23 protein-coding genes and 3 tRNA genes are annotated in these 25097 nt (G+C 52.5%); 11 read left to right on the top strand and 15 right to left on the bottom strand.

The genetic code is table 11. From position 1 onward, the window contains the following. Positions 1-62 precede the first annotated feature (62 nt). Positions 63-1265, bottom strand: a complete 1203-nt coding sequence (locus HMPREF2551_RS00205) for a YihY family inner membrane protein (protein WP_070836713.1) — start codon at positions 1263-1265, stop codon at positions 63-65. Between the two features lie 99 nt (positions 1266-1364). Here HMPREF2551_RS00205 and wrbA point away from each other — a divergent pair, with 99 nt between their 5' ends. Then, positions 1365-1970 carry an NAD(P)H:quinone oxidoreductase gene (wrbA, locus tag HMPREF2551_RS00210; protein ID WP_070836714.1) on the top strand — a complete coding sequence of 202 codons (606 nt, stop codon included), beginning with the start codon at positions 1365-1367 and terminating at the stop codon, positions 1968-1970. A gap of 209 nt (positions 1971-2179) precedes the next feature. Next, a complete protein-coding gene (locus HMPREF2551_RS00215) occupies positions 2180-4357 on the top strand; it encodes a TonB-dependent siderophore receptor (protein ID WP_070836715.1) in 2178 nt (725 codons plus the stop codon). 190 nt (positions 4358-4547) lie between these two features. On the opposite strand, the gene aroG is transcribed toward HMPREF2551_RS00215, so the two are convergent. From aroG to folD, 10 genes are all read right to left on the bottom strand, one after another. After that, entirely contained in the window at positions 4548-5591 is a 1044-nt protein-coding gene (gene aroG / locus HMPREF2551_RS00220; RefSeq protein ID WP_070836716.1) for a 3-deoxy-7-phosphoheptulonate synthase AroG, read from the bottom strand. 309 nt (positions 5592-5900) lie between these two features. Next, positions 5901-7457 (bottom strand): surface lipoprotein assembly modifier, encoded by a 1557-nt coding sequence (locus HMPREF2551_RS00225; RefSeq protein WP_070836717.1) that lies wholly within the window; start codon positions 7455-7457, stop codon positions 5901-5903. A gap of 75 nt (positions 7458-7532) precedes the next feature. After that, entirely contained in the window at positions 7533-7904 is a 372-nt protein-coding gene (locus HMPREF2551_RS00230; RefSeq protein WP_070836718.1) for a hypothetical protein, read from the bottom strand. Between the two features lie 172 nt (positions 7905-8076). Further along, positions 8077-8772, bottom strand: a complete 696-nt coding sequence (locus tag HMPREF2551_RS00235) for a M48 family metallopeptidase (protein ID WP_070836719.1) — start codon at positions 8770-8772, stop codon at positions 8077-8079. Between the two features lie 49 nt (positions 8773-8821). Further along, positions 8822-9553 carry a lysophospholipid acyltransferase family protein gene (locus tag HMPREF2551_RS00240; RefSeq protein WP_070836720.1) on the bottom strand — a complete coding sequence of 244 codons (732 nt, stop codon included), beginning with the start codon at positions 9551-9553 and terminating at the stop codon, positions 8822-8824. Positions 9554-9628: 75 nt separating this feature from the next. Next, positions 9629-10207, bottom strand: coding sequence for a D-glycero-beta-D-manno-heptose 1,7-bisphosphate 7-phosphatase (gene gmhB, locus HMPREF2551_RS00245; RefSeq protein ID WP_003749152.1), 579 nt, complete (start codon positions 10205-10207; stop codon positions 9629-9631). Positions 10208-10218: 11 nt separating this feature from the next. Continuing rightward, positions 10219-10671, bottom strand: coding sequence for a DUF7832 domain-containing protein (locus tag HMPREF2551_RS00250; protein ID WP_070836721.1), 453 nt, complete (start codon positions 10669-10671; stop codon positions 10219-10221). Positions 10672-10764: 93 nt separating this feature from the next. Continuing rightward, a complete protein-coding gene (locus HMPREF2551_RS00255) occupies positions 10765-12006 on the bottom strand; it encodes an aromatic amino acid transporter (protein ID WP_070836722.1) in 1242 nt (413 codons plus the stop codon). 129 nt (positions 12007-12135) lie between these two features. Next, positions 12136-13209 carry an AI-2E family transporter gene (locus tag HMPREF2551_RS00260; RefSeq protein ID WP_070836723.1) on the bottom strand — a complete coding sequence of 358 codons (1074 nt, stop codon included), beginning with the start codon at positions 13207-13209 and terminating at the stop codon, positions 12136-12138. An 84-nt stretch (positions 13210-13293) separates the two neighbouring features. Further along, complete coding sequence (gene folD / locus HMPREF2551_RS00265) at positions 13294-14145, bottom strand: bifunctional methylenetetrahydrofolate dehydrogenase/methenyltetrahydrofolate cyclohydrolase FolD (protein ID WP_070836724.1); 852 nt, start codon at positions 14143-14145, stop codon at positions 13294-13296. 200 nt (positions 14146-14345) lie between these two features. On the opposite strand from folD, the gene HMPREF2551_RS00270 reads away from it, so the two are divergent. From HMPREF2551_RS00270 to HMPREF2551_RS00295, 6 genes are all read left to right on the top strand, one after another. Then, positions 14346-14423 (top strand) — tRNA-Pro (locus tag HMPREF2551_RS00270). 27 nt (positions 14424-14450) lie between these two features. After that, a tRNA-Arg gene (locus HMPREF2551_RS00275) sits at positions 14451-14527 on the top strand. A 9-nt stretch (positions 14528-14536) separates the two neighbouring features. Beyond that, positions 14537-14612: transfer RNA gene (locus tag HMPREF2551_RS00280), tRNA-His, on the top strand. 261 nt (positions 14613-14873) lie between these two features. Beyond that, entirely contained in the window at positions 14874-15380 is a 507-nt protein-coding gene (locus HMPREF2551_RS00285) for an adenylyltransferase/cytidyltransferase family protein (protein ID WP_107723979.1), read from the top strand. Further along, entirely contained in the window at positions 15377-17137 is a 1761-nt protein-coding gene (locus tag HMPREF2551_RS00290) for a bifunctional biotin--[acetyl-CoA-carboxylase] ligase/type III pantothenate kinase (protein ID WP_070836725.1), read from the top strand. Before HMPREF2551_RS00285 ends, HMPREF2551_RS00290 begins: the two co-directional genes overlap by 4 nt. A gap of 15 nt (positions 17138-17152) precedes the next feature. After that, positions 17153-17995, top strand: coding sequence for a hypothetical protein (locus HMPREF2551_RS00295; protein WP_004520957.1), 843 nt, complete (start codon positions 17153-17155; stop codon positions 17993-17995). Between the two features lie 396 nt (positions 17996-18391). Here the strand turns inward: HMPREF2551_RS00295 and HMPREF2551_RS00300 are convergent, their stop codons facing one another. Next, the gene (locus tag HMPREF2551_RS00300) at positions 18392-18904 is read right to left on the bottom strand and encodes a DUF4189 domain-containing protein (RefSeq protein ID WP_083323087.1); all 513 of its coding nucleotides are present in this window, start codon (positions 18902-18904) and stop codon (positions 18392-18394) included. A 275-nt stretch (positions 18905-19179) separates the two neighbouring features. On the opposite strand from HMPREF2551_RS00300, the gene tldD reads away from it, so the two are divergent. Genes tldD through prmC form a run of 3 tightly spaced genes read left to right on the top strand, consistent with a single transcriptional unit; the run spans position 19180 to position 21938 of the window. Beyond that, positions 19180-20622 (top strand): metalloprotease TldD, encoded by a 1443-nt coding sequence (tldD, locus tag HMPREF2551_RS00305; protein ID WP_070836727.1) that lies wholly within the window; start codon positions 19180-19182, stop codon positions 20620-20622. 52 nt (positions 20623-20674) lie between these two features. Beyond that, the gene (locus HMPREF2551_RS00310) at positions 20675-21136 is read left to right on the top strand and encodes a hypothetical protein (protein WP_070836728.1); all 462 of its coding nucleotides are present in this window, start codon (positions 20675-20677) and stop codon (positions 21134-21136) included. Next, positions 21126-21938, top strand: coding sequence for a peptide chain release factor N(5)-glutamine methyltransferase (gene prmC / locus HMPREF2551_RS00315; protein ID WP_070836729.1), 813 nt, complete (start codon positions 21126-21128; stop codon positions 21936-21938). Before HMPREF2551_RS00310 ends, prmC begins: the two co-directional genes overlap by 11 nt. Positions 21939-22022: 84 nt before the next feature. Here the strand turns inward: prmC and HMPREF2551_RS00320 are convergent, their stop codons facing one another. From HMPREF2551_RS00320 to ruvC, 3 genes are all read right to left on the bottom strand, one after another. Further along, the gene (locus HMPREF2551_RS00320; RefSeq protein WP_070836730.1) at positions 22023-22817 is read right to left on the bottom strand and encodes a 3'-5' exonuclease; all 795 of its coding nucleotides are present in this window, start codon (positions 22815-22817) and stop codon (positions 22023-22025) included. A gap of 770 nt (positions 22818-23587) precedes the next feature. Further along, positions 23588-24472 (bottom strand): lipid A biosynthesis lauroyl acyltransferase, encoded by an 885-nt coding sequence (locus HMPREF2551_RS00325; protein ID WP_283122396.1) that lies wholly within the window; start codon positions 24470-24472, stop codon positions 23588-23590. Between the two features lie 73 nt (positions 24473-24545). Continuing rightward, positions 24546-25091 (bottom strand): crossover junction endodeoxyribonuclease RuvC, encoded by a 546-nt coding sequence (ruvC, locus tag HMPREF2551_RS00330; RefSeq protein ID WP_036492619.1) that lies wholly within the window; start codon positions 25089-25091, stop codon positions 24546-24548. Positions 25092-25097 lie beyond the last annotated feature (6 nt).

Here is a 25097-nt window from a genome sequence, read left to right on the forward strand (position 1 = left end):
ACGGAACGCAATATATAAGGCCGTCTGAAACTTGATATTTTTGCTTTCAGACGGCGTCAGGTTTAAGAGGATTGTTTTTTCGTATGGGCGCCGAACTCGGCCAGCGTCATGTTCAAGGTTTCCAAGCAGGGCTGCATGATGTGGTCAACCGTTTGATTGACCTTGTCTTTATTAAGCGTTTGCGGACGGTAGACAAAGAGTTTAAACAGCTCCGCCAAGTCGATGGACTCCGCCCCCATTTTCAAGACCCAGCCCTGACGGCCGAAATAGACATAGCCGTGTCGCGCCAGTTTTTCCAAAAGCTCGCCCAATTCATCGTAGCCCATATTGATATGCCGTCTGAACTCCTGCACCGGCAATGCCTTACCGTTTTGTTGGGCAGAATCGAGCAGCAGCAGGATTTTCAATACATCGTCAAAGCGGCCGCGCGCATCCAGACTGCGGCGGAACGCTTCGCCGCGCCAATAGGACAGGGACGAGGTCAAAACCGCGCCGCCCAATACCAGCGTCCACAACAGGTTGAGCCACAACAGGAAAAACGGTACCGCGGCAAATGCGCCGTAAATCGATTTGTAGCCGTCAAAGTTGCCCATGTACCAAGCGAACAAAAAGCGTGCCGTTTCCAAACAAAACGCCGTTACGGCCGCGCCGACCAAAGCATGGCTGGCAGGTACGAAACGGTTGGGCACAAAGCGGTATAAGCCCCACAGCAGTATCGTAATAAATGAAACCGTGGTTATGACCCTCAGCCATTCCGAGCCGCCCACTACTTGCACCTGACCGATTACGACCGACAAGCCCACGCCCAAAGACAAAGGTCCAAACGTCAGCAACGCCCAATACACCAAAAACTGCATCATCCAAGGCCGTTGCGAATTGACGCGCCAAATCCGGTTGAACGCATTGTCTATCGTCCGAATCAGCATCAGCGAGGTTACGACCAACATTACACTACCGATCGCCGTCAGCTTGGTGGCCTTATCGCGGAACGCATTGATGTAGTCAAACACCATGTCCGCGCCCTGCGGTACGATGGTGCGGTTGATGAACGAGACAAACGCCCCCGACCATTGGTCGAAAACAGGGAAGGCCGACGCGATGACGATCATCACCGTCAACACGGGCACCAAAGCCAAAAGTGTCGTAAACGTCATGCTTGCCGCTACCTGCGGCACACGCTCCTCATCAAAACGGCGCACGACAAACCAAGCGAACGCCACGCCTTTACTCTTTAAAAAACCTTGCCACCATTGCGAAAACGGCATAACCTTTTCCCACTTTTAAATTGAAATTTTTTCTTTTCAGACGGCCCGAGTATTTAAAAGGCCGTCTGAAACCTGACAGCATTGTAACGGAAACCCCAAATGAACCCAAATCCCCTGAAAATCCTCGTCCTCTTTTATTCCCAAAACGGCAGCACGCGCAACCTTGCCCGCCAAATCGCACGCGGCATCGAAAGCGTGGACGGTTGCGAAGCCGTATTGCGTACCGTGCCCAAAGTTTCCACCGTTTGCGAAGCTGTTGAAAAAGCCGTTCCAGACGAAGGCGCGCCCTATGCGACTGCCGACGACCTCAAAAATTGCGCCGGCCTCGCGCTCGGCAGCCCGACACGTTTCGGCAATATGGCCGCCGCGATGAAATACTTTATCGACGGCACCATTCCCCTTTGGCTCGGCGCAGAACTCGTCGGCAAACCTGCCACCGTATTCACCAGCACATCTTCTCTGCACGGCGGCCAAGAAACTACCCTGCTGACCATGATGCTGCCCCTGTTGCACCACGGCATGGTCATCAGCGGCATTCCCTATACCGAGTCCGCGCTCAGCAATACCCAAAGCGGCGGCACGCCTTACGGCGCAAGCCATGTTTCCGGCCACGACAGCAAGCCGACCTTGACCGCCGAAGAAAACGACATTGCCTTTGCACAAGGTAAACGTTTGGCAGAATTGGCACGAAAATTGGCAGACTGATTTTTTGTGATAAAAAGATTGAGGCCGTCTGAAAACCTGATGATTCAGTTTTCAGACGGCCTTTTTAGTTATTTATAACTAGCAAACAAATAAATATTTCTAATTAAACAAACTACTTAGAGAATAGGGATTAGAACATAGTTTCATCGGACTACATCTTTTTGATAGAATCTGCCACCAAATTAAAACATCAGCTAACTGGAGAAGCTATGTCACTACCCGTATTTCCCTATGGCAAATTAAGCTTTGCCGTCAGTCTGGCTTTGTGTTCGGCGTATTCTTTCGCAACCGAAGTAGAAAATAGCCAGCCGCAAGAACATGTCGATTTGCCGACAGTTACCGTCCAAGGTGTTGGAAAACAGACTACTTCCAACTACACCATTCCCGCATCTTCCGCCGCAACAGGCATCCGCCTGACCCAGCGCGAAACGCCGCAGTCCTTGTCTGTCGTTACCGAAAAACAAATGGACGACCAAGGTTTGGATACCTTGCAGGACGTGTTGAAACAAACGCCGGGCGTGTTCCACAGCAAAATGGGCAACAACGTCTCCGGCCACAGCCAATTTATTTCGCGCAGTCAGGCGATTGACAGCATTTCCGTGGACGGCGCGCCCAAATTCCTTTACGACGGTAAAGCCATCCGCCGCGGCACCAACAATCTGGACAGCGCATTGTACGAACAAGTCGTAGTAGTGCGCGGCGCAAGCGGTTTGTCCAACGGCGGTATGGGCGAGCCGGGCGGTACAGTTGCGTTGGAACGTAAAAAACCGACTGCCAAGCCAGCCATCAGCGTGGAAGCCGGTGTCGGTTTGTGGAACCACTACCGTTTCGTCCTTGATGCCAATCATCCTCTGAATGCCGACAATACCTTGCGCGGCCGCGCCATTTTGGTCAGCGACCACGGCGGCGATTACCTGCCGAACACTTCGCGCCACAATCACACTTTCTATGGCATTTTGTCTTACGAGCTCACGCCGCAAACCCAATGGCGCCTCGGTACGGAAATACACCGTTTCCGCAATACCGGCAGCTCGCGTTTCAGCTATCTGACAGCAGCAGGTAATCGCAAAGACGGATTCAAACCGTTTGAATCTTCGCCACGCAGCAATTCTTCCGCACGCTGGGCATACGGTAAAGACAACAGTGCCGAAGTATTTACTTCCCTCAGCCATGAGTTTGACAACGGCTGGAAACTGACAGGCGATTACAGCCATGTTTCGGGTAAAAACGACATCGTTTCAGGCATTGCCGGTACATTTGAAATCAATCCCGATTACTCTGCACTTTTCACTTCAGACCGCGACCGCAGCAAATACCGCGATCAGAATTTTGCGCTGGCCTTGGACGGCAATTATCCAGCGCTGGGCCGCTCGCACGAGTTCAATGTCGGCATCAGCTATCAGGACAACAAAGAAAATCTGTCTTTCTATGAAGAAGGCGAATCGATGATTCCTGACTTGCGCCTCTTTAACGGCAACATCGCTAAACCCGATATGCCGTATCTGCGCGATGGTTTTTCACGCATGAAAAACCTGTCGGTTTACGGCTCGACCCGTTTCAAACTGACCGACAAGCTCGCCTTTATCGGCGGCGGCCGTTTTGTGGATTGGCGTTACCGTTACAGCACCAGCCGTAACAAATTCGCACACAGCAGCCACAAACAAAACGTTTTCATTCCTTATTTGGGCGTAACCTACGACATAGGAGACAATCTGACCGCCTATGCGTCTTACACCACCATTTTCCGTCCGCAAGTGCGTTACCTGACCAAAGACGGCGCAGCGCTCAAACCGCAGCGCGGCAAAACCTACGAGACCGGTTTGAAAGCCTCATGGTTTGAAGGCCGTCTGAATGCTTCCGCCTCCGTCTTTATGAACAAACGCGACCATTTGGGCGTTGTCGCAGGCAAATTTGCGAATGGCGAGGAATACTACCGCGCAGCCGACAACACCACGACAAAAGGCGTGGAGCTCTCTGTCGGCGGTCGCCTGAGCGATAAATGGCTGTTGAATGCGTCTTATGCACGTTCCAAAATCAAAGACAGCGAAGGGGTTCAACTGCATCCGTCTTATCCGGTTCATCTGTTCAAACTCTTTACCGCGTATGACGTGACCGACCGTTTGAACCTGGGTGCCAACGTCAACTGGCAAAGCCGTAGCCACACGCTCGACGAATACCCTGCAGACATCAATCCAGCCGCCGCGGCCGCGTTGACCCAACGTCCATACGCAACGCTCGATTTGACCGGTCATTACAAAATCGGCAAATCCACCCGCATCAGTTTGGACTTTGAAAACGTGTTCAACAAACGCTACCGCACCATGCCGGATATTCACGTTTACGGCACGCCGCGTAGTGTGACTGCAACGGTTAAACACACGTTTTAATTGAAAAGAAAAGTAGTAGAGGCCGTCTGAAAACCTGAGTGATCGGGTTTTCAGACGGCCTGAATATTTTCTGATATATTGTTTTGATGTTAAACCTGACTAAAATTTGCTCGGTATCTCGAGCAAAGAAATCAAAATGACAGACACAAAAAAGACCGGCATATATCCGGTCTTTTAAATGATGTCGCACTTACGCTTGGTAACCTTTCGCTTCGGCAAGCAGGGCCAGCAATTCTTCAGTCGTATCCCAACCGATGCAGGCATCCGTAATACTTTGACCGTAAACTTCAGGCTTGTCTTGGCGGCCTTCAACCAAGTGGCTTTCCACCATTACGCCCATAATGTGTTTTTCACCGGCCCTCAGCTGCGCCGCAACATCGCGCGCCACGTCCATTTGTTTGCGGAAGTCTTTACGGCTGTTGGCATGGCTGCAGTCCACCATCAGGTTGCTGCTCACTCCGGCTTTTTGAAGCTGCGCTACCGCGTCTTTAACGTGTTCCGCGCTGTAATTAGGCTCTTTACCGCCACGCAAAATCGCATGGCAGTCAGGGTTGCCGCTGGTGTGGACAATCGCAGAATGACCGGCTTTGGTTACAGACAGGAAGTGGTGCGGATGATTGGCGGCGCCGATGGCGTCGATGGCGATTTTCAGATTGCCGTCCGTACCGTTTTTAAAACCAACAGGGCAGGAGAGGCCGCTGGCCAATTCGCGGTGTACCTGGCTTTCAGTCGTGCGCGCACCAATCGCGCCCCAAGAAATCAGGTCGGCGTAGTATTGCGGCGTAATCATGTCCAAGAATTCAGTCGAAGCAGGCATGCCCATTTCGTTCAAAGTCAGCAACAACTGACGCGCTTGGCGCAGGCCGTAGTTGATGTCAAACGTACCGTCCAAGTGCGGATCGTTAATCAGACCTTTCCAGCCAACGGTTGTACGCGGTTTTTCAAAATACACGCGCATTACAATCAGCAGCTCTTTCTCATATTTTTTGCGCAAGGGCAGCAATTTTTGCGCATATTCAACCGCCGCCTTAGTATCGTGAATCGAGCATGGGCCGATGATGACCAGTAAACGGTTGTCGCGGCCGTGAACCAAATCCGAAATCTCATGACGTGTTTTATAAACCAAATTGGCAACCTGAGGCGTAACAGGCAGCTCATACAAATGCGCGATTGGAGGGAGTAACTCTTTGACTTCTTTGATCTTAATATCGTCAGTAGGGTGGTGTTGGGACATGATGAACTCTCTTGTTTATTTTTGATACAGGTTACAGGTTTTAGCAGAATTAAACAAGGCTTGATTTTTTGTTTTAGCAATTTTATTCTAAAATTTCTTTATTTTAATTATTTTATAGAATTTAAAATCAGTTTATTTTTTTAAATTGATATTTAATGCTGTTATAAAATTTCGTTTATACAATGGAAAATTTGAGGGTTTATCAAAAATATGGGCCGTCTGAAAAGGTTCAGACGGCCTTGTGAGTTTAAAACAGTCAAAATAGAGATTGCATCACAGTGTGGGCAATATGGCTTTGGTTTCTACTTGTCAGAACGTTTTGCTCAATTCGACAAACATTTTGGTTTTGCCGTATTCGTAGAACTTGTCGTTGCTCCATGTTTTGTTGTGGGCAATGGTCAGGCGCGGGGTGATGCCTTTGAAATGGAGGGCGCGGTGCCATATGCTCAGGGAGGCGGAAGCTTCTTTGTCGCGGCGGTTTTGTTCGTTACTGAAGAAACCGGGGGCTTGGTAACGGCGTTGGGCGGCGCTGAGGCGTAGGATGGTGGAGAGGCCTTTGGGCCACTCTTGTCCCCATGTGGTGCGCAGGGCGTAGCGGTTGAAGCTGTCGCTTTTGTCGTCACGGTTGCGTTCGCGGTAGAGGTCGATACCGGCTATCCAGTATTGGCGCGCGTTGCGGTAGTAAATGATGGAATTGCTGAGCAGTTGGCTGGTGTTGTCGGAATGTTCGCGGCGGCTGTTTTTCAGACGGCCTGCTTCAAATGCGCTGAGGGTTTGCAGCTTGGGCTGCCACCAATGGTTGTAGTGGAGGCGTGCGCCGTTGGTGTAGGTGTAGGGGTCGTTGCCATAGAAGCGGCGTTCGTGGAACGGGGTAATGCCGATATCGCTGCGCTGGTCGGCATAGCCGATGCCTGCCGAGAAGCGTGTGGTGAGGTCGTTGTAGTTGGTGTGTTTGGGGTAGATTTTGCCGTAGTGGTCTGCGCCTGCAGTGGCATAGAAGCCGCGGGGCAGCGACCATTTTTTTTCTGCACCGATTTGGTAGTGGACGGCGGTAGCATCGATGGGTTCTGGGAATGTCCAGCCTCGGAAGCAGTCGTCGTCGGGATAGGCAAGGCGCACGGTGCGGCATTGTTCGTCGCTCAGGTGGTTGCCCAGACGGCGTTGTCTAGGGGCTTGGTTGATGTTTTGTTCGCGCGTGATGTTCAAGCCGGCGTCGAATTGCCATGAGTCGCGTTCACGCAGGGCTTTGCGGTAGGTTTCGATGCGTTCTTGCAAGGCGGGCGGGAGGGATTCGGTTTGCAGTTTGTCGAACTGGTCGGCCGCGGCTTCGTTTTGTTTGTCTTCAAACAAGGCGGTTGCAAGCTGCCAGCGGACGGCGGAGGCATCGGGCTGCTCGGCGATAAAGCGGCGGTAATGGCCGATGGCTTCGGCGGCTCGCCCTTCGGATTGGGCAAGCAAACCTTTGGCATAGCGCGCCATGGCGCGGTCGTGTTTTGGCCATTGTTCGTAAATGGGCAAAACGGCTTTGATGCCGGGGATGTTGTGGGCGACGACGGCGGAATACATGGCGCGTGCCAGTAGTTCTGTGTTGGCAAGCAGGGTGTCGGCATCGACGTTGATGATTTTTTCAGACGGCCTGTTTGTCTGTTCGGCAGGGATGTTGTGCGCTTCGGGTTGTTGAGGTTCGGCAGTGTTGACTTGAAGCTCGGGTTTTACGTTGGGCGGCACATCGGCGGCGTGAAGGGAAAGGGGCAGGATGGTAAGGAGGAGCAGACGTTTTTTCATGGCAATGTTGGGGATGTTATCGGTATAAGTGGGCAGATTGTACAATGTTTTGAGTTGGAAATTTTGTAAACCGACGGCCATTTTATCTGATAAAGACGACAAAAGGCCGTCTGAAACCCGATGGGATTTCAGACGGCCTTTGTTTGCGGTTTGGATTTAGTTTTTGTCCAAGTCCAAATCGGCTTTGTATTCGATGCGGCCTTGGCCTTTGTCTTCGATGGAAACGTCCAGCTCTTGTTTGCCGCGTTTGAATTTCAGATCGGCATCGTCGTGTTTGATTTCAGACTCGACCACATGGAAACCTTTGCTGCGCGCGTGGGCGATCACTTTTTTGTCCAGGGAAGGAATGGAATTGTGTCGGCCGGAAAGCTCGGCTTCGTATTCAAACTCGCCGTCACCTTGATGATCAGCTTTGATGGTGTGTGCGCCTGCCGGACGGTAGATTTCGGAAGGCAGCGGGGAGGCGAATGCCGTGGCGGAGAAAAGAGTCAAAATGCCGGTGGCCAGTAACGATTTTGCTTTGGTCATCGGTTTTCCTTTCTGAAAAGGGTTTGGAGAACGACATCATCTTATCGGCATGACTGAGGGGCGGCAAGCGGATAAACTCGATTTTACGCGCGGCTACATGATTTGTTTGGAGGGCGTTGATTCTTTGCTTTGGACCGGTGTTTGCTTGCAGAAAAATACTGAAAGTAAAGGCTTAGCCGAGAAGGAACAATTCGCCGCCGTGTGCCTTCAGCCATTGTTTGGCTTGATCGACATGCGGTGTGAACGAGTGGGTCAGTGCCCAAAATGCAGGGCTGTGGTCGGGGTGGCGCAGGTGGGCGAGTTCGTGCAGGCAGACGTAGTCGGCGACATATTCGGGCACGCCGATGAGCCGCCAGTTGAGGCGGATGCCGGTGGTGTGGCGGCAAACGCCCCAGAAGGTTTTGGCGTTGGACAGGGAAATGGCGCTCGGGGTCAGGCGGGTGCTTCGGATATGGCTTTCGAGGCGCGGCAGCAGATATTCGCGCGCACGCTCGTGCAGGAAGCGGCGCAAATGGGTGAGTTGGGCGGCGGTTTCTTTTTCGGGCAACAGGATTTCAGACGGCCTGATTTGGATGTGGTTTGCTGTGTGGACGGACAAGGCCGTCTGAACGCCTTGATACCAAATCCATTCTGGAAGCGTGTCGGTGGGTGTTTGCCGGGCTGGTGTTTTATTTAGGGTACGGCGCAGGATGGCCTCGTTGTCGGTCAGCCATTGGGTAAAGTTGCGCTGGGTCACAAACGGCGGGATATTGATGCTGACGGTATCGGCGGAAACGGGGCGCAAGATGAGGTTTTTCTTGGCACTGCGTTTGAGCTGGATATGAATGGTCAGGCCGTCTGAAAGGGTGTGTGTATGGAGGCGGGGCATGGTGTTTGAGGGAGAGGGGCGGGCATGGCGGCCCACCCGATGGAATAATTTATTTGGTTTGTGGCGCGAACGGACCTTGTCCGGTAATCATGGGCTGTTGGCTTTCTATCCATTGCTCGCATTGAGCCATGAGTTCGGCTTCGTTGCCGCTGCCGTAGGCAATGGGTTTGCCGATGATGACGCTGACGGTGCCGGGGTATTTGAGGAAGGAGTTGCGCGGCCAAAACTCGCCGCTGTTGAGCGCGACGGGGACGATGTCCATCTCAAACATTTTTGCCATACGCGCGCCGCCGAGCTTGTAGCGGCCTTTTTCGCCGGGCGGCAGGCGTGTGCCTTCAGGGAAAATGGTAATCCAGTAGCCTTCGTTTTTGCGCGCAAGGCCTTGTTCTATCAGCTGCCTGTTGGCTTCGCGGCTGTTGCTGCGGTCGATGCCTATGGTTTTAACCAGTTTCAAGCCCCAGCCGAAGAAAGGGATTTTGAAGAGTTCGCGTTTGGCAACATAGACTTGAGGCGGAAAAATTTCTTGCAGGGCGAGGGTTTCCCAGCCGCTTTGGTGTTTGGCGCAAATGATGGCCGGTCGGTCGGGAATGTTTTCCGCGCCGCTTAAGGTGTAGTTCAAACCGATGATGCGTTTGAGCGACCAGTTGAGGATGCGTACCCAAACTTGTGCCATTTTGTGCGCGCCGCCTTGGAAGGGCAGGGCAAGCAGCATAAAGGGGAACAGCAAAATAATGCTGGAGGAAAGGATGAACCAGTAAATCAGGTTGCGGATAATCAGCATATCGGGAAATAGTCTGTCGTTGGAAGGCCGTCTGAACGCCGGTGTGATCAGGTTTCAGACGGCCTTGTCGTTTGTTTATAAGATGGCTTGCGCGGTTTCTTCGATTTGTGTGTTTTCGCGCATGATGTATTGCGAGAAAGCGAGCAGGTTGTCGAAGATTTGGGTGTGTTCGGGCAGGTCTTGTTCGTGTTGGGCCAGCGTTTTTTTGCCTTTGCCGGTCAGGACGAGCGCAGATTTGCCGCCAGCGGCATCAATGGCCTGCAGGTCGCGCAGGCTGTCGCCGACCAGCCAGGTTTCGGCGGCATCGGCCTTGAAGCGTTCGATGATGTCGAGAATCATGCCGGGTTTGGGTTTGCGGCATTCGCAGTTGTCGACGGCGGTATGCGGGCAAAACCATATGCCGTCGATGGTGCCGCCGGCTTGAACGGCAAGGCGGTGCATTTTCGCGTGCATTTCGGTCAGGTCTTGCACGGTAAAGTATTTGCGGCCGATGCCGGATTGGTTGGTGGCCACGGCAATGGTGTAGCCTGCCTGCGTTAAAAAGGCGATGGCATCCATGCTGCCTTCGATGGGAATCCATTCGTCAACGGATTTGACGAAATCGTCGCGGTCTTGATTGATGACGCCGTCGCGGTCGAGGATGATGAGTTTCATGGTTCGGGCCCTTATTTTTTTGCTTTCAAACTGCTTTGCCATTTTTCAAAGGCCGTCTGAAAAACGGGTGTCAGTTTGGCGAAGGTTTCCGGGGTGTTTTTGACGTGGTAGAAGCCGCCGAGCGAGGGTGTGTCGAGGGCGAGGACGTAGTCTTCCATAAATGCGCCGTAGCCGTCTTCTTCGTCGGTGTAGTAGAACTCGGTAAACCGTTGGCCGAGTTCGGTAAAGTCGTCCGCCGTCAATGCGCCGTCCATGTGTTTGAGCAGGAAGTGCCGTCCGCTGATTGTACCTGCGGTCATGGCGGCGAAGTCGGCCGCAGTTTCGGGGGCGGTTTGCCAGACGGGGTTGACGAGGCCTGCCTGCGCCGCCCACTGCCAATACATACCGATATGGGTGGCGGCGTTTTCGGGCGGGAGCTGGTCGGGGTAGTCTTCGTCGAGGTGGAAACGGATATTGTCGTACATGGACGGGGTTCGTTGGGGGAAAGGGGGTATTGTAGCGGAAAATAATGAATTAGGCCGTCTGAAAGAGGGTGTTTCAGACGGCCTTAAGGGAATTTAACCTTTAAATACGGGAACAAGCTCCATTTGGCTCAATATTTGGGCGGCAATGTTGATGATGCCGAAGAGGAAGACCCAAACCATCAGCCAGAATCCGCCGTAAACTTTGTAGTTTTTGCCGGCACCGAATTTATGGCGCGAGCGGTAGAGCAGCATGGCGGGGATGATGCCTGTCCAGATGGTTGCAGCCAGGCCGACGTAGCCGATGGCGGTAACGAAGCCGGTAGGGAAGAGCAGGCAGGAAATCAGGGGCGGCAGGAAGGTCAGCGCGGCGGTTTTGGTACGGCCGGAGATGCTGTCGTTCCATTTGAAGATGTCGGCGATGTAGTCGAACAGGCCGAGCGTTACGCCGAGGAAGGACGTTGCGATCGCCATGTAGGAGAACAGGGTCAACACTTTGTCCATATTGCCGGTTTGGGCGAACTTGGACAGCGTTTCGATCAGGACGGAAACTTGTCCTTCTGCGGCGATAACCGGTGCAAACTCGCTGCGCGGCAGGTTGCCTTGGATGGCGATTTGCCAGAGGACGTAAATCACTAAGGCAATCAGCGTACCCGACCACAGGGATTTGGCTACTTTGGGCGCGTCGCCTTTAAAGTATTTGAGCAGGCTGGAGACGTTGCCGTGGAAGCCGAATGACGCAAGGCAGACGGGCAGGGCGGTGGCGGCATACATCCAGTAGCTGGTGCCGGCCGGGGCTTGGGTGTCAAACAAAACAGGCATTTTGGCGTCGGCAATCAGGCCGCCGGTTGCCCAAATAAAGGTCAATACCATGCCGCCGATAAGGATGCTGGTGAAGCGGTCAACCAAGCGTGCGGATGCCCAAACGCAAAAGGCGAGGATGCCGAAGAAGACGAGTTGGCCGACGGAGAGCGAAATTTCGCCGCCTACCGCGCTGCCGATGCCTTTGGCGGTCAGGTCGCCGCCGACGAAGATGTAGGCGTAGGTGAGCAGGTATAAAACGAAAGCGACGGCAACGCCGTTGATGATGTTCCAAGCCGGGCCGAGCAGGTCTTTGACCATGGTGTCGAAGCTGGCGCCGTGCGGATAATGGGTGTTGACTTCCAAAATCATCAGGCCGCTGGAGAGCATGGAAAACCAGGTGTACAGCAACACGGCCAGCGAGCCGGCAAACCATACGCCGGACGTGGCGGTCGGGTTGGCAAGCATGCCTGCGCCGATAACCGTACCGGCGATAATCATCGCGCCGCCGAATAGGGAAGGGGTTTTGGTTGACATTGTTTGTCTTTCTTCTAGAAATGTGTGGTTGTCATTATGCCGTAAAGTGTAAGAAAAGGTAAAGCAAAGGCCGTCTGAAAACCCGATTGTCGTTTTCAGACGGCCTTTTGTGTGTATAAACGCAACTGATTAAATCAATTTTCGCAGTTTCAATTCGTTTTTCAAATAGGCGTAATAAACCGGCGCGACGATGATGCCGCCGATGCCGAAAATGCGTTCAAAGACGACCATCGCCACCAGCAATTCCCACGCGCTGGATTCGATTTCCGAGCCGATGATTTTGGCGTTGAGGAAATATTCGAGCTTGTGGATGACAACGAGGAACACCAGCGAGGCGAGTGCGACGTAAAGCGATGCGCCGAGGCTCAAAATAATGATGATGGTGTTGGAAATCAGGTTGCCCGCCACCGGAATCAGGCCGACGATAAAGGCGACGATCAGGACAGTCATTTTAAACGGCAGCTCAACACCGAACAGCGGTAAAACCAAGTAAAGGTACAGGCCGGTCAGGAAAGTGTCGATCAGCGAGATTTTGACTTGGGCGAGGAACACGCGTTCAAAGCTGGTTTCAAAAGTGACGATGCGTTGCACCAATTCGGCTTTAAACAATGGCATTTTACGGCGGTTTTTACGCATTTTCAGGCGGTGGAAGCTGAGCATGGCGCCGATGATGATGCCGATGAGGATGTACACGAAGGACGTGATGCTGTTTTTACTGATGCGGGTCAGCGCGGCGCGGTATTCGTCAATCAGCTTGATTGCCGAGGCTTTGATTTCGGCCATATTGTTGGGCAGCATATTGAGAATGGCCGCAGGCAGGTCTTGGCTGTTTTTGGTGTCTTCCAAAATCGCCGCCAGCTTTGCCAGCATAAAACCGACATGGCCGCCGTGTATCAGGTGGTAAATGCCCAAAGACATCATCGTGATGATGCTGAACACGATGGCCAGCGTCAGCGTAGTGGAAATCAGGTTGATATTGTGCGCGTTGAGCGATTTATGCAGCCGCGTGTTACGCGGCAAAACACGGCGGCGGAGTTTGAGGATGACGCCGTTGGTGCGCGTAATAAAGATATAGGTCAGGATAACCGACAGCAGCAGCGGCAGCAGATGGTAGTGCAAGACAATCAGCAAAGCCAAACCCATCAGGATATAGGAAGCGTTGCGGAAAGTCGGGTTGTCGGTGTGGGAAGCGAGTAAGGACATGTGAAGCCGATAAGGTAAAAAAACAAAAAACAGGTCAGGCCGTCTGAAAAACCATGTTCAGACGGCCTAATTTAATGACGGCGGTTAATCGTGCAATGAGGCCGCGTGTAGCGTGTTTTCCAACAAAGTGGCAATCGTCATCGGGCCGACACCGCCGGGAACGGGCGTAATCATGGAAGCACGTTCTTTGGCAACGTTAAACTCCACGTCGCCGCACAGGCTGCCGTCGTCCAGGCGGTTGATGCCCACATCGATAACGACGGCGCCGGGTTTGACCCATTCGCCTTTAACAAAATTCGGAATGCCCACGCCGACCACCAAAATATCGGCGGCGGCAACTTCATCGGCAAGGTTTTGCGTGGCGCTGTGGCAGATGGTTACCGTCGCGCGGGACAGCAGTAATTCCAACGCCTGCGGACGGCCGACAATATTGGACGCGCCGACAATCACGGCTTTTTTGCCTTTCGGGTCGATGCCGTAGGCTTCCAACAAAGTCATCACGCCTTTGGGCGTGCACGGGCGCATCAGCGGCATTTTGACGACCAGGCGGCCGACGTTGTAAGGGTGGAAGCCGTCCACATCTTTATGTGGCACGATACGTTCCAAAACCGCCTGGCTGTCGATGTGGGCCGGCAGCGGCAGTTGCACCAAAATACCGTCGACGGCAGGGTCGCCGTTCAATTCGTCCACCAGTTTCAACAAATCGTCTTGCGTGGTTTCAGACGGCAGCTCGTAAGAGCGCGATTCAATGCCGCTTTTTTGGCAGGCCAGTTTTTTATTGCGTACATAAACCGCGCTGGCAGGGTCGTCGCCGACCAATACCACCGCCAAACAAGGCGTGTGCAAACCTTTTTCCTGACGCGCCTTTACCGCCTGCGCGACCGCCTCGATGCGTTGCTGGGAGATTTTTTTTCCGTCTATAAGTTGAGCAGTCATGATTTTCCTTCTAAATAGGGACAAATATTGCGTTCAAATTATCGCATTTTTCAGACGGCCTGACACAAAAGAGTGGACCTGATGACGAAACATAAAAATAAAAAATGATTAAAAATAATAAGATAAATAAAAAATAGAAAAATAAAGCAAAGTAAGTGTTGACCGGGATGAAAAGGGTCTGTATAGTTCGGGTCTTCAGTCGGGGCGTAGCGCAGCCCGGTTAGCGCATCTGCTTTGGGAGCAGAGGGTCGTGAGTTCGAATCCCACCGCCCCGACCACAAAATTCTAAGCACGAATCGGCATGAGCGCCCGTAGCTCAACCGGATAGAGCACCGACCTTCTAAGTCGGGGGTTACAGGTTCGATTCCTGTCGGGCGTGCCAATTTTTACGGTGGCTGTAGCTCAGTTGGTAGAGCCCTGGATTGTGATTCCAGTTGTCGTGGGTTCGAGCCCCATCAGCCACCCCAGATGAAAGCCTGCATATTGTATGCAGGCTTTTTTCCGTTTATGCCCTGAATTTTACTTCAAGTTTATTGGGTTTCAAAAACAGTATTCATCAAACCGTTCCATCATGGCAGCGGCAAAAACGGCGTCTGCGGTGTCTGTCAAATGCCGATGAATACGCAGTCAGGCCCGAATATCGTACCGTTCGGTATCTTTTTATGGTGTTTCGCCGTTATCCTTTATAATACCCCGATTATTTTCTGTTTTATTCCCAAAGGAACCGCATCATGTCCGAATGGTCAGCTCCAGAATTCGAATCCAAAATTTGTCCGCCCGAAAAGCTGGCGGAGCGTTTGGCGGCATTGCCCCGTCCGCTGGTGTTTACCAACGGCTGTTTCGATATTCTCCACCGAGGCCATGTAACGTATCTGGCGCAGGCGCGATCGGCAGGTGCGGCTTTGGTATTGGCGTTGAATACCGATGCTTCGGTGCGCCGTCAGGGCAAAGGGGACGACCGCCCGATTAATCCTTTGGAAAACCGCGCGGCAGTGGCAGCGGCATTGGCGAGCGTGGATTTGGTTACATGGTTTGATGACGATACGCCGGCCGCGTTGATTGAAATGGTCAAACCCGATGTATTGATTAAAGGCGGCGATTGGCCTGTGGATAAGATTGTCGGTGCGGCCGAGACGTTTGCGCGCGGCGGCAAAGTATTTTCGATTCCGTTTTTACACCAGACTTCGACCACCAAAACGTTGGCGAAAATCCGTGAAGCCGGAGGAGGCGCATGACGGATTTGAACAGCCGCCATTGGGCCTTGCTCGCCGCGCTTTCAGACGGCCTGCCGCAACACGTTTCTCAGCTGGCGCGTGCGGCCGGGATGAAGCCGCAACAATTAAACGGATTCTGGCAGCAGATGCCGGGCCATATCCGCGGTTTGCTGCGCCAGCATGACGGGCAATGGCGCTTGGTGCGCCCATTGGCTGTGTTTGCCGAAGAATCTCTGCAACAAATGGCCGGGAAACATGGTTTTCGCGCGCAGTTGAAACACGAATGCTCGTCCAGCAACGATGAAATCATGGCGTTGGCGCGCCGGTCGGCAGGTTTGGCGCACAAGGCCTTGTGTGTGGCGCATTTTCAAACCAAAGGGCGCGGACGGCAGGGGCGAAGCTGGGTCAACCGACAGGGCGAATGCTTGATGTTCAGCCTGGGCTGGGCGTTTGACAAGCCGCAGTATGAACTTGGTTCGCTGGCGTTGGTGGTGGCATTGGCTTGCCGCCGCGCGCTTGCCGATATCGGTTTGGACGTGAACATCAAGTGGCCGAACGATTTGGTCGTGGCCAACGATAAATTGGCCGGCGTGTTGATTGAAACGACGCGGGTAGAGAATAAAACCGTCGCCGTCATCGGCATCGGCATTAATTTTGTATTGCCGAAAGAAGTGGAAAACGCTACTTCCGTGCAGGCTTTGTTTCAGACGGCCTCTAAGCAGGGCGTAAGCGTCGAAGCCTTATTGAATGCGGTATTGGCGCAACTTGATGCGCTGTTGAACGAATACGCGCAAAATGGATTTGCATCATGTGTCGGCGAATACGATGCCGCCAACCGCGACACAGGCAGGCCGGTCTTGCTGCTTCAAGAAGGGCGCGTTGTCCACGAAGGCGTGGTCAAAGGCGTGGACGCGCAAGGCGCGTTGCGTTTGCTGACGGGCGAGGGTGAGAAAACCATTGTCAGCGGCGAAATCAGCTTGCGCCCGGATAACCGCCCAGCACAACCCGCCACCGCCAAGCCGGAACGCTTTTTGCTGCTGGACGGCGGCAACAGCCAGTTGAAATGGGCATGGGTGGAGAACGGCACATTTACCGAAGTCAGCCGCGCGCCGTATCGTGATTTGGCCAAGCTGGGCGAAGAATGGCTGCGATTTGCCGATGAAGATGTGAAGATTGTCGGTTGCGCCGTGTGCGGTTCGGTCAAAAAAGCGATGGTGGAAGAACAATTGACCCGTCCGGTCGAATGGCTGTCTTCCATGCCGCAGGCTTTGGGCATCCGCAACCATTACCGCCGCCCTGAAGAACATGGTTCCGACCGCTGGTTTAATGCGCTGGGCAGCCGCCGCTTTACGCAAAACGCTTGCATCGTCGTCAGCTGCGGCACCGCCGTAACCACCGACGCGCTGACGGAAGACAATCATTATCTCGGCGGCACCATCATGCCCGGTTTCCACTTGATGAAAGAGGCGATGGCACTCAAAACCGCCAACCTCAACCGTCCCATCGGCAAGGTATATCCGTTCCCAACCACAACGCCGAACGCCATTGCCAGCGGCATGATGGATGCCGTTTGCGGCGCGTTGATGATGATGCATGGCCGTCTGAAAGACAAAACGGGCGGGGGCAAACCGGTCGATATCATTATCACCGGCGGCGGCGCGGCCAGAGTCGTGCAGGCCTTGCCCGAGGCATTTGTTCATGATAATCAAGTGAAAATCGTCGATAATCTCGTGATTCACGGGCTCTTGCATTGGATTGCCCATCGCAACGGACAATAAAAAGGAAAACGCATCATGAAATGGCTGTTTGCGGTCTTGGTCGCACTCAACATCATTGTTTTTGGCAGCATGGTTGCCTATCGGACACAACATAAAACCGCCAAACCCGAATCGGCCTTGGAAGGCGGCACGCACGAATTATTGCGCCCGTCTTCTTTGGACGCACCCAAAGCCGAGCCTCAGCAGGCATCGCAGCCCGATTGGGTGGCGGATGAATCAGACGGCCTGATCATGGCAGAACCCGAATCCGAAGAAGCGGAAGCTTTGCGTAAAAAGCAAGAAGCGCAGCAGTTGAAAGAGAAAAAAGAAAAAATGCGCCGCGAGAAAGAGGCGCAAGAACGCCGCGCAGCCGAAGAAGAGATGGACGCGGCCGGCGTGGAACGCTTGTGTACCAGCAGCGCCACCGTGGTGATGGATGAAGACGATTACCACCGCATCAAAGGCCTGTTGGGCAAATGGCCTCATGCGGCCAGCCGCAGTATCGAAAAACGCAACGGCGCATCCGGTGGCGAAACTTCTTCCAAAACCTTCCGCGTGGTCTTGCCTGCAGACGGCGACACTTCTGCCCAGCTTGACGCCTTAGGCAGCCGCGGCTTTAGCGGCAGCATTCACAACGGCGAAATCAGTATTGACGTAACACGCAGCCGCTCTTCCGCCCAAGTTTTGATTTCACGCTTGTCCAGCGCAGGTTTCGGCGGCGCGCGTATTGTCGAACAGGAAGACAGAAGCGCACCCGATACCGGTTTGAGCGTAGCGCGCATGACCGTGGTCTTTATGGCGGTTGACGAGCGCGATGCCCAAGACATCAGAAACATTGTCGGCCGTTATGGCAAATTGAACATGAAAACCTGCCGATAATCAGGTCTATTCAGTTTCAGACGGCCTGATCAGCAGTCGGCCAAGCCTGATAAACCGAACGCCACAAAACACGAAACCCACTGTATCGGCAGTGGGTTTCATGTTTTTCGGTTTTGAGTATCTGATATAAAGGGGAACAGGTATGTTTCGTATATGCGCACTCCGAGTATCAAGAGATAATGGGGAAGAGGGGGATAAAATCTGTCGTTTAATGGCTCGGATTAGGACGTCTTCCGAGTGGGTTTGATTATACGCTAATAATAACTATTATCAATAGTAAAACTAAAAAAATAAGGAATTTTTTTGCAGTAGATTGTTTTGTATGGGAATTAAGTTTTGGTGTTGGTTTTGCTGTGATTGAAAAAGGCCATCTGAATAAAGACGGCCTTTTGACTATTAGAATTTAGGCATTGAGCAGCCTTCTGTTGTGGTAACTTTACATTGGGAAGTTCCAGAAGCCTGACACTTCCTTAAGGCTGCTGGTTCAGAGAGGCTGGGAGCTTCCATTCCATAAAATAGTCTACCATCTTTTCCTTGAGCAACGGCAATACAGCCGTTTCGAATCCAAGCCCCAATTTTACACGGCTTATTCTGCCCTCCTCGTTCACAGGTCTTAATAGCTTCTCTTTTTGCAGCAGCAAGTGAATCCATCTCAAGTGCTCCACCTGATATACCTGTTTTAGGATTGATTGCCCAAGCCCCATATTTTGAAGGAACATCGATATTGACAACCCTTGGTTGGCTCTGAGCCGAACTATTATTAGAAGATTGAGGTCTGCCAACGTTATATAAAATTTGTCTGCCCGAGCTGTCAATAATTCGACAGGTACCAGTCGCTGGTTGGTATTCACCGCCACAGCCGTTAGCATAAACATTAAGGCTTGCCAGTCCTAATAATACAAAAAGCATTTTTTTTCATTTTAAGTCCAATTTATTTATGATTTAAATCTTTATCAGCCTGCCGCTGCATCAATCATACGATGATTTGTTATCTTCTTTACGCGGCTGATGTTGAAATAGGGCAAGGCAAACATTTCAACCCTATATTCCTATATTTCAGACGGCCTTTTGATTTGTTTCAATCACTCATAAACCCAAGCAATCAACATATCCAAAGCCATATAAAATACCGTATAATCAAGGCCAAATTAACTTTGCCTGCTTGTCGGGCCGTCTGAAAAATTATGCAACAAACCTACGCCGCCGTACAGCGAGATTTGCTCGAAGCCAACCACCTTTCCCCCGATTTGCTCGCCCAAAGCCTGAGCATTATCGGCGCCAACCATGTCGATTATGCCGACATCTATTGTCAGCGTACTGCCTATGAAAGCTGGCATTTGGAAGAAGGCATCGTCAAATCGGGCAGCTTCCAAATCGATCAGGGTGTGGGCGTGCGTGCCGTTTCGGGCGATAAAACTGCTTTTGCCTACGCCGACAGCCTGTGTATCGATTCGATCAACCGCTCTGCCAAAGCCGTGCGCGTGATTGGTGCGGCCGGCGGCGAGGCCAGCGTCAAAGTGCCGACACCTGCCTACGGTAAGCCTGTCCACGTGGCGATTGATCCTATTGCCAGCCTCGAATCCGCTGCCAAAGTTGCGCTGTTGAACAAAGTCGAAACGCTGGCCAAAGCTGCCGATCCGCGCATCGTGCAAGTGATGGCCGGTTTGACCTGCGAATACGACATGGTGTACATCGCCCGTTTGGACGGTAAACACGCTGCCGACATCCGCCCGATGGTGCGCATGAACGTTACCGTCATTGCCAAGCAGGGCGAGCGTCGCGAGCAGGGCAGCGCGGGCGGTGGCGGGCGTTATGATTTGGCGTATTTCGATGAAAACTTGGTACATCGGTTTGTCGATTCCGCCGTCAAACAAGCCCTGACCAATCTCGAATCCCGTCCTGCGCCCGCAGGCGAGATGACCGTCGTTTTGGGCAACGGTTGGCCGGGCGTGTTACTGCATGAAGCGGTCGGACACGGCTTGGAAGGCGATTTCAACCGTAAAGAAACCAGCGTTTTTTCCGGCCGAATCGGCGAGCGCGTGGCCGCCAAAGGCGTTACCGTTGTGGATCAAGGCGATATTGCCGACAGACGCGGTTCGCTCAATATCGACGACGAAGGCAATGAAACCCGCCGTACGGTATTGATTGAAGACGGTATTTTGGTCGGCTATATGCAGGACGAAACCAATGCCCGCCTGATGGGTACGCAATCGACCGGCAACGGCCGCCGCGAAAGCTACGCCTCCGCCCCTATGCCGCGTATGACCAATACTTTTATGGAAAACGGCGGCTATGAGCCGGAAGAAATCATCGCGTCCATCGACAAGGGCATTTACGCGGTCAACTTCGGCGGCGGACAGGTGGACATTACCAGCGGCAAATTTGTTTTCAGCGCATCCGAAGCGTGGTGGGTCGAAGGCGGCAAACTGCAATATCCTGTCAAAGGTGCGACCATCATCGGCAACGGCCCCGAAGTGTTGAAACATGTTTCCATGATAGGCAACGACTCCGCGCTCGACAGCGGCATCGGCGTCTGCGGCAAAGAAGGGCAGAGCGTTCCTGTCGGCGTCGGACAACCGACCCTGAGGATTGATGCCGGACTGACCGTCGGTGGTAGCGAAATTTAAACGGCAGGCCGTCTGAAAGGTTTCAGACGGCCTTTTACATTAGGATAAAACCATGCAGGAACAGAATCGGAAATCAAGTTTTCCTATAGTGATGTTGCTGGTGTCGGTTGCCCTGTGGATAGCGTCTTTGTCCAATGTTGCATTTTATTTGGGCAATCATGAAAGCATGAAGGGTGTAACCGTTTTGATTTTGGGGTCGATATTTGCTTCTTTGGATATCAGGTATTGTGCGGCCTATGCGAATTATGTTTGGTTGGCGGCCATTGTTTTGCTGGCGTTACGGAAGAAGGTCGTGCCTGTCCATGCGGCACTTTGGGGCTTGGCGCTGGTGGCTTTCAGTGTGAAAGCCGTACACGTCGATGAAGCCGGGAATACATCGGATATCGTGCGTTATGGTGCAGGATTTTATTTGTGGTATGCCGCATTTGCGGTTGCCACCATCGGCACGTTTGCCGGAAAGAATAAGGAAAGAAAAGCCACAACGCTGGCAGATGGGACGAAAAATGACGCTTGATGAATGGTTGCGCCAATCGGCACTGCCCAAAAACGAAGCGCGGATGTTGTTGCAATATGCGCTGGGTTATACGCGCGCGCAGTTGGTGACGCGCGGTACGGACGATTTGGCAGACTCCTCCCTGCAAACCTTGGAGGCTTTGGCTCAACGCCGTCTGAAAGGCGAGCCGATGGCCTATCTGTTGGGCGAACGCGAGTTTTACGGAAGACGCTTTGCCATCAATCCCCATGTGCTGATTCCACGTCCTGAAACCGAGCATTTGGTGGAAGCCGTGCTCAAACGTTTGCCGCCGCAAGGCCGTGTGTGGGACTTGGGAACGGGCAGCGGCGCCATTGCTGTGACCGTCGCGCTTGAACGCGTTGATGCCGATGTTCGCGCATCCGACATCAGCGTCGGTGCTTTGGATACCGCCCGTCAAAATGCGGCAGAATTGGGCGCAAAAGTCGAATTTGCACAGGGTTCGTGGTTTGATACCGACAGGCCGTCTGAAGGCCGATACGATGTGATTGTTTCCAATCCGCCGTATATCGAGGATGGCGATGAACATTTGTCGCAGGGCGATTTGAGGTTTGAACCGCAAAACGCGCTGACCGACTTTTCAGACGGCCTCAGCCATATCCGCCACATTACCCAAGAAGCCCCCAAATACCTGAAAGCCAACGGCTGGCTGCTGTTTGAACACGGCTATGACCAAGGCGAAGCGGTGCGGAATATTATGCTGGAGAACGGTTTTGCCGAAGTGGCAACAGAGCAGGATTTGGCAGGATTGGACAGGGTCACGCTGGGGCGTTTGCCTGCTTAGCGGGCATGGTTAGTCGGAATATAAAAAAGGGCGTGTTGATCACGCCCTTTTGGTTTTTTGGTTTAGCTGTTCAGACGGCCTGGTTTAACGCCAAGCAGCGACAAACTCCGCCCAGTGTTGTTTTTCTTCGGCTTGTACGGCCAGATAGTGTTTGATGCGTTTGATTTCGACTTCGTATTCGTCGGCATCGAGCGCGCCGCTCATCATGCGAAAGCGCATGTACATCAGGTAGGTATTGGCGGCATCGGTTTCGCAATAGTCGCGGATGTCTTTCAGACGGCCTGCGTGATAAGCGTCCCAAACCTTGCTGCCGTCCATGCCCAGTTTGCCGGGAAAGCCGCAGAGTTTGGCCATATCGTCCAAAGGCACGCTGGCACGCGGTTGGTAGAGGGCGAGCAAATCCATCAGGTCGCAATGGCGGGTGTGGTAGCGGCTGATGTAGTTGTTCCACTTAAAGTCGTGGCTGTCGCCAAAATCGCCGTCGCCCATGTCCCAATATCGGGCGGCGCTGATGCCGTGTATCAGGGCGCGGTAGTGGAGGACGGGTAGGTCGAAACCGCCGCCGTTCCAGCTGACGAGTTGCGGCGTATAGTTTTCGATGACCTCGAAGAACTTGGCAATCATGACTTCTTCGCTGTCTTCGGGATCGCCGATGGTGCTGACGCGGATTTTGTCCTGACCCCAGCGCATACAGCAGGAGATGGCGACGACTTGGTGCAGATGGTGTTGCATAAAGTCGCTGCCGGTTTTGGCGCGGCGTTGCTGTTGGGCAAACAGGATAACTTCGTTGTCGGGCAAATCGGCAGGCAAATCGTAAAGCAGGCGGATGCCGTTTACGTCGGGAATGGTTTCGATGTCGAAGGCGAGTATCGGGGTCATGGTGTGATCGGGTTGGATAAGGAATGATGCCATTGTGGCATGACGGCGCAGATAAAAAAAGAGGCAATCCCCCACAGGATTGCCCCAATACCTCAAATCAGAGATTTACGCTTCACAAACAATACAGGCTTTCACCTGCGGCTTTACAGATGCAGCTCAACTCTGCACCGGTAAACTTTCATTTCGGGTATTGCACCGAAATCCTCTAAAAATACTGCAATTGCTTGCAATATCAGAAAACTGCTTACAAAAACATTTAAAACCGGCTGAGGCCGTCTGAATGCTTTGTAATTTGATGTAGTGAAATTTACGCGAAATTTTACAGTTTGCCAAGTATTTTTTTCTGAAGGTTTGGTTAGGGGTGAATTGCAGTTATTGTCATATTTTTGCAATTAAATTTCATAATTAATTTGAAATTAGATGTTTATTTTGTATTTCTTGCTTTAAATTTAATTTAATTTCATATTTTGAATGATTAAAATTTGTTTTATTTTAAAGGTTATTTTATAACATTTTGTTTTTAAATGAAATTAAATTTAACATATAAATGAAAAGGGTATTGAATAGAGCATTTTTTATTTGAGAAAAAATATAAGGTTGTTTGAAAGTTTCAATTGCCTTGAAAAAAGTTGTTTTTAAAGCATTTAAAGTGGAATTTGATTTGATTGTTTGAAATTGAAGCCGAGCTTGAGTTTGATACAATTAAAATGAAAAAGCGGCAAAAGAAAGGTTTTGCCGCTTTTTCATGCTTAAATTGTAATTTTATGTAGTCAGTAAAAGCTGCTTTCGCCTTCGGGACGGGTTTTGAAGCGTTTATGCAACCAGAAATATTGTTCGGGATGCTCGCGTACCCGCTCTTCGATGAAGTCGTTCATGCGCTGGGTGTCGGCTTCGACATTTTCGGTCGGGAAATTGTCCCAAGCCGGATAGAAGCGCAGGGTTACGGTATTGTCGGCTTCGCGCGTGGGGATGGCGGGAATGATTTTGGCTTTGGTCATGCCGGCGATACGGCTGAGGCCGGTAATCGTGGCCGTCTGAATGCCGAAGAAATTGACGAAAATGGAATCGTTGCGGCCGAAGTCTTGGTCGGGCAGATAAAGAAAGGGCGCATCGCTTTTGCGCAGGTGTTTGATGATGGCGCGCAGGCCTTCTGTGCGGCCGATCAGGAAAACATTGTTGTAGCGATGGCGGCCTTTCAGGATTTGCTCGTCCAGGGCTTTGTTTTTTTGGTGCGAATACATGCTGGTCAGCGGCACATCCTGATTGAGCGTGTAAACCGCCATTTCAAATGCGGTAAAGTGCGGATAGAGGATGATGACTTTTTCGCCGGCGGCGAGGGCTTCGTCGAGATGGTGTTTGTCTTGATAGCGTACCAACGAGCGCAGTTTGTCCGCAGGCGCGTACCAGTAGAGGCCGTATTCGAGCATCAGCTTGGCCATGTGTTGGAAATGGCGTTTGAGCAGGGTGGTGCGCTGGCTGTCGTTCAGCTCGGGAAAGCATTTTTTGAGGTTGACCTCACCGACTTTGCGGCGCGGTTTGACTGCGTAATAGGCGAGAATACCGATTGCGTCGGCAATTTTGTGCAACACGCAAAAAGGCAGCAGGCGGATGAGGTAGAGAAAAAGGAAGGCGGCTTTCATGAAGGCTCGCTGTATGTGGGCAAAGGGTTATTATAACCGAAAGGCCGTCTGAAAACGGGCTGGAACATCAGACGGCCTGAATGTCGGCTTACCATTGGAAACGGCCGCGCTTGACCTGCAGGCCGTCGGGATTGAGTTGCGAAGCCAATCCGTGATTGCGCAGGGCGTGGGTGAGGGCGACGGCGAGTCCGTCGGCGGCATCGGCTTGCGGCGTGCCTGAAAGTGCAAGCATTTGAACCACCATATGCTGCACCTGCTCTTTAGCGGCCTTGCCCTTTCCGACCACGGCCTGCTTGACCTGAAGCGCGGTGTATTCAAATACGGGCAAATCGTGCATGACCAAAGCGGCAATCGCCGCACCGCGCGCCTGACCGAGCATTAACGTCGCGGCCGGATTGACGTTGACGAAGACTTGCTCGATGGCCGCTTGATGCGGCTGATAGTGGCGGATGATTTCGTCGATATGGCGGACAATCACGGCGATGCGTTCGGAAAGCGACGCGCCGGTCGGCGTTTTGATACAGCCGGAAGCAACATAATGATGCTCGCGGCCGTGGACATCGATAACGCCGAAGCCGGTCACGCGGCTGCCGGGGTCGATGCCGAGAATGCGTGTGGGTTGAGAGTGGGACATAGTGCG

Source organism: Neisseria sp. HMSC066H01, from assembly GCF_001837375.1.
Classification (GTDB): Bacteria; Pseudomonadota; Gammaproteobacteria; order Burkholderiales; family Neisseriaceae; genus Neisseria.

Coding starts and splice junctions, on each gene's coding strand:
- tldD (WP_070836727.1), top strand. CDS start 19,180: ATGCAACAAACCTACGCCGCCGTACAGCGAGATTTGCTCGAAGCCAAC.
- HMPREF2551_RS00295 (WP_004520957.1), top strand. CDS start 17,153: ATGAAATGGCTGTTTGCGGTCTTGGTCGCACTCAACATCATTGTTTTT.
- HMPREF2551_RS00260 (WP_070836723.1), bottom strand. CDS start 13,209: ATGTCCTTACTCGCTTCCCACACCGACAACCCGACTTTCCGCAACGCT.
- gmhB (WP_003749152.1), bottom strand. CDS start 10,207: ATGAAACTCATCATCCTCGACCGCGACGGCGTCATCAATCAAGACCGC.
- HMPREF2551_RS00255 (WP_070836722.1), bottom strand. CDS start 12,006: ATGTCAACCAAAACCCCTTCCCTATTCGGCGGCGCGATGATTATCGCC.
- HMPREF2551_RS00320 (WP_070836730.1), bottom strand. CDS start 22,817: ATGACCCCGATACTCGCCTTCGACATCGAAACCATTCCCGACGTAAAC.
- HMPREF2551_RS00215 (WP_070836715.1), top strand. CDS start 2,180: ATGTCACTACCCGTATTTCCCTATGGCAAATTAAGCTTTGCCGTCAGT.
- HMPREF2551_RS00225 (WP_070836717.1), bottom strand. CDS start 7,457: ATGGCCGTCGGTTTACAAAATTTCCAACTCAAAACATTGTACAATCTG.
- aroG (WP_070836716.1), bottom strand. CDS start 5,591: ATGTCCCAACACCACCCTACTGACGATATTAAGATCAAAGAAGTCAAA.
- folD (WP_070836724.1), bottom strand. CDS start 14,145: ATGACTGCTCAACTTATAGACGGAAAAAAAATCTCCCAGCAACGCATC.
- HMPREF2551_RS00235 (WP_070836719.1), bottom strand. CDS start 8,772: ATGCCCCGCCTCCATACACACACCCTTTCAGACGGCCTGACCATTCAT.
- HMPREF2551_RS00250 (WP_070836721.1), bottom strand. CDS start 10,671: ATGTACGACAATATCCGTTTCCACCTCGACGAAGACTACCCCGACCAG.
- HMPREF2551_RS00230 (WP_070836718.1), bottom strand. CDS start 7,904: ATGACCAAAGCAAAATCGTTACTGGCCACCGGCATTTTGACTCTTTTC.
- HMPREF2551_RS00240 (WP_070836720.1), bottom strand. CDS start 9,553: ATGCTGATTATCCGCAACCTGATTTACTGGTTCATCCTTTCCTCCAGC.
- HMPREF2551_RS00310 (WP_070836728.1), top strand. CDS start 20,675: ATGCAGGAACAGAATCGGAAATCAAGTTTTCCTATAGTGATGTTGCTG.
- HMPREF2551_RS00300 (WP_083323087.1), bottom strand. CDS start 18,904: ATGCTTTTTGTATTATTAGGACTGGCAAGCCTTAATGTTTATGCTAAC.
- HMPREF2551_RS00205 (WP_070836713.1), bottom strand. CDS start 1,265: ATGCCGTTTTCGCAATGGTGGCAAGGTTTTTTAAAGAGTAAAGGCGTG.
- wrbA (WP_070836714.1), top strand. CDS start 1,365: ATGAACCCAAATCCCCTGAAAATCCTCGTCCTCTTTTATTCCCAAAAC.
- ruvC (WP_036492619.1), bottom strand. CDS start 25,091: ATGTCCCACTCTCAACCCACACGCATTCTCGGCATCGACCCCGGCAGC.
- prmC (WP_070836729.1), top strand. CDS start 21,126: ATGACGCTTGATGAATGGTTGCGCCAATCGGCACTGCCCAAAAACGAA.
- HMPREF2551_RS00290 (WP_070836725.1), top strand. CDS start 15,377: ATGACGGATTTGAACAGCCGCCATTGGGCCTTGCTCGCCGCGCTTTCA.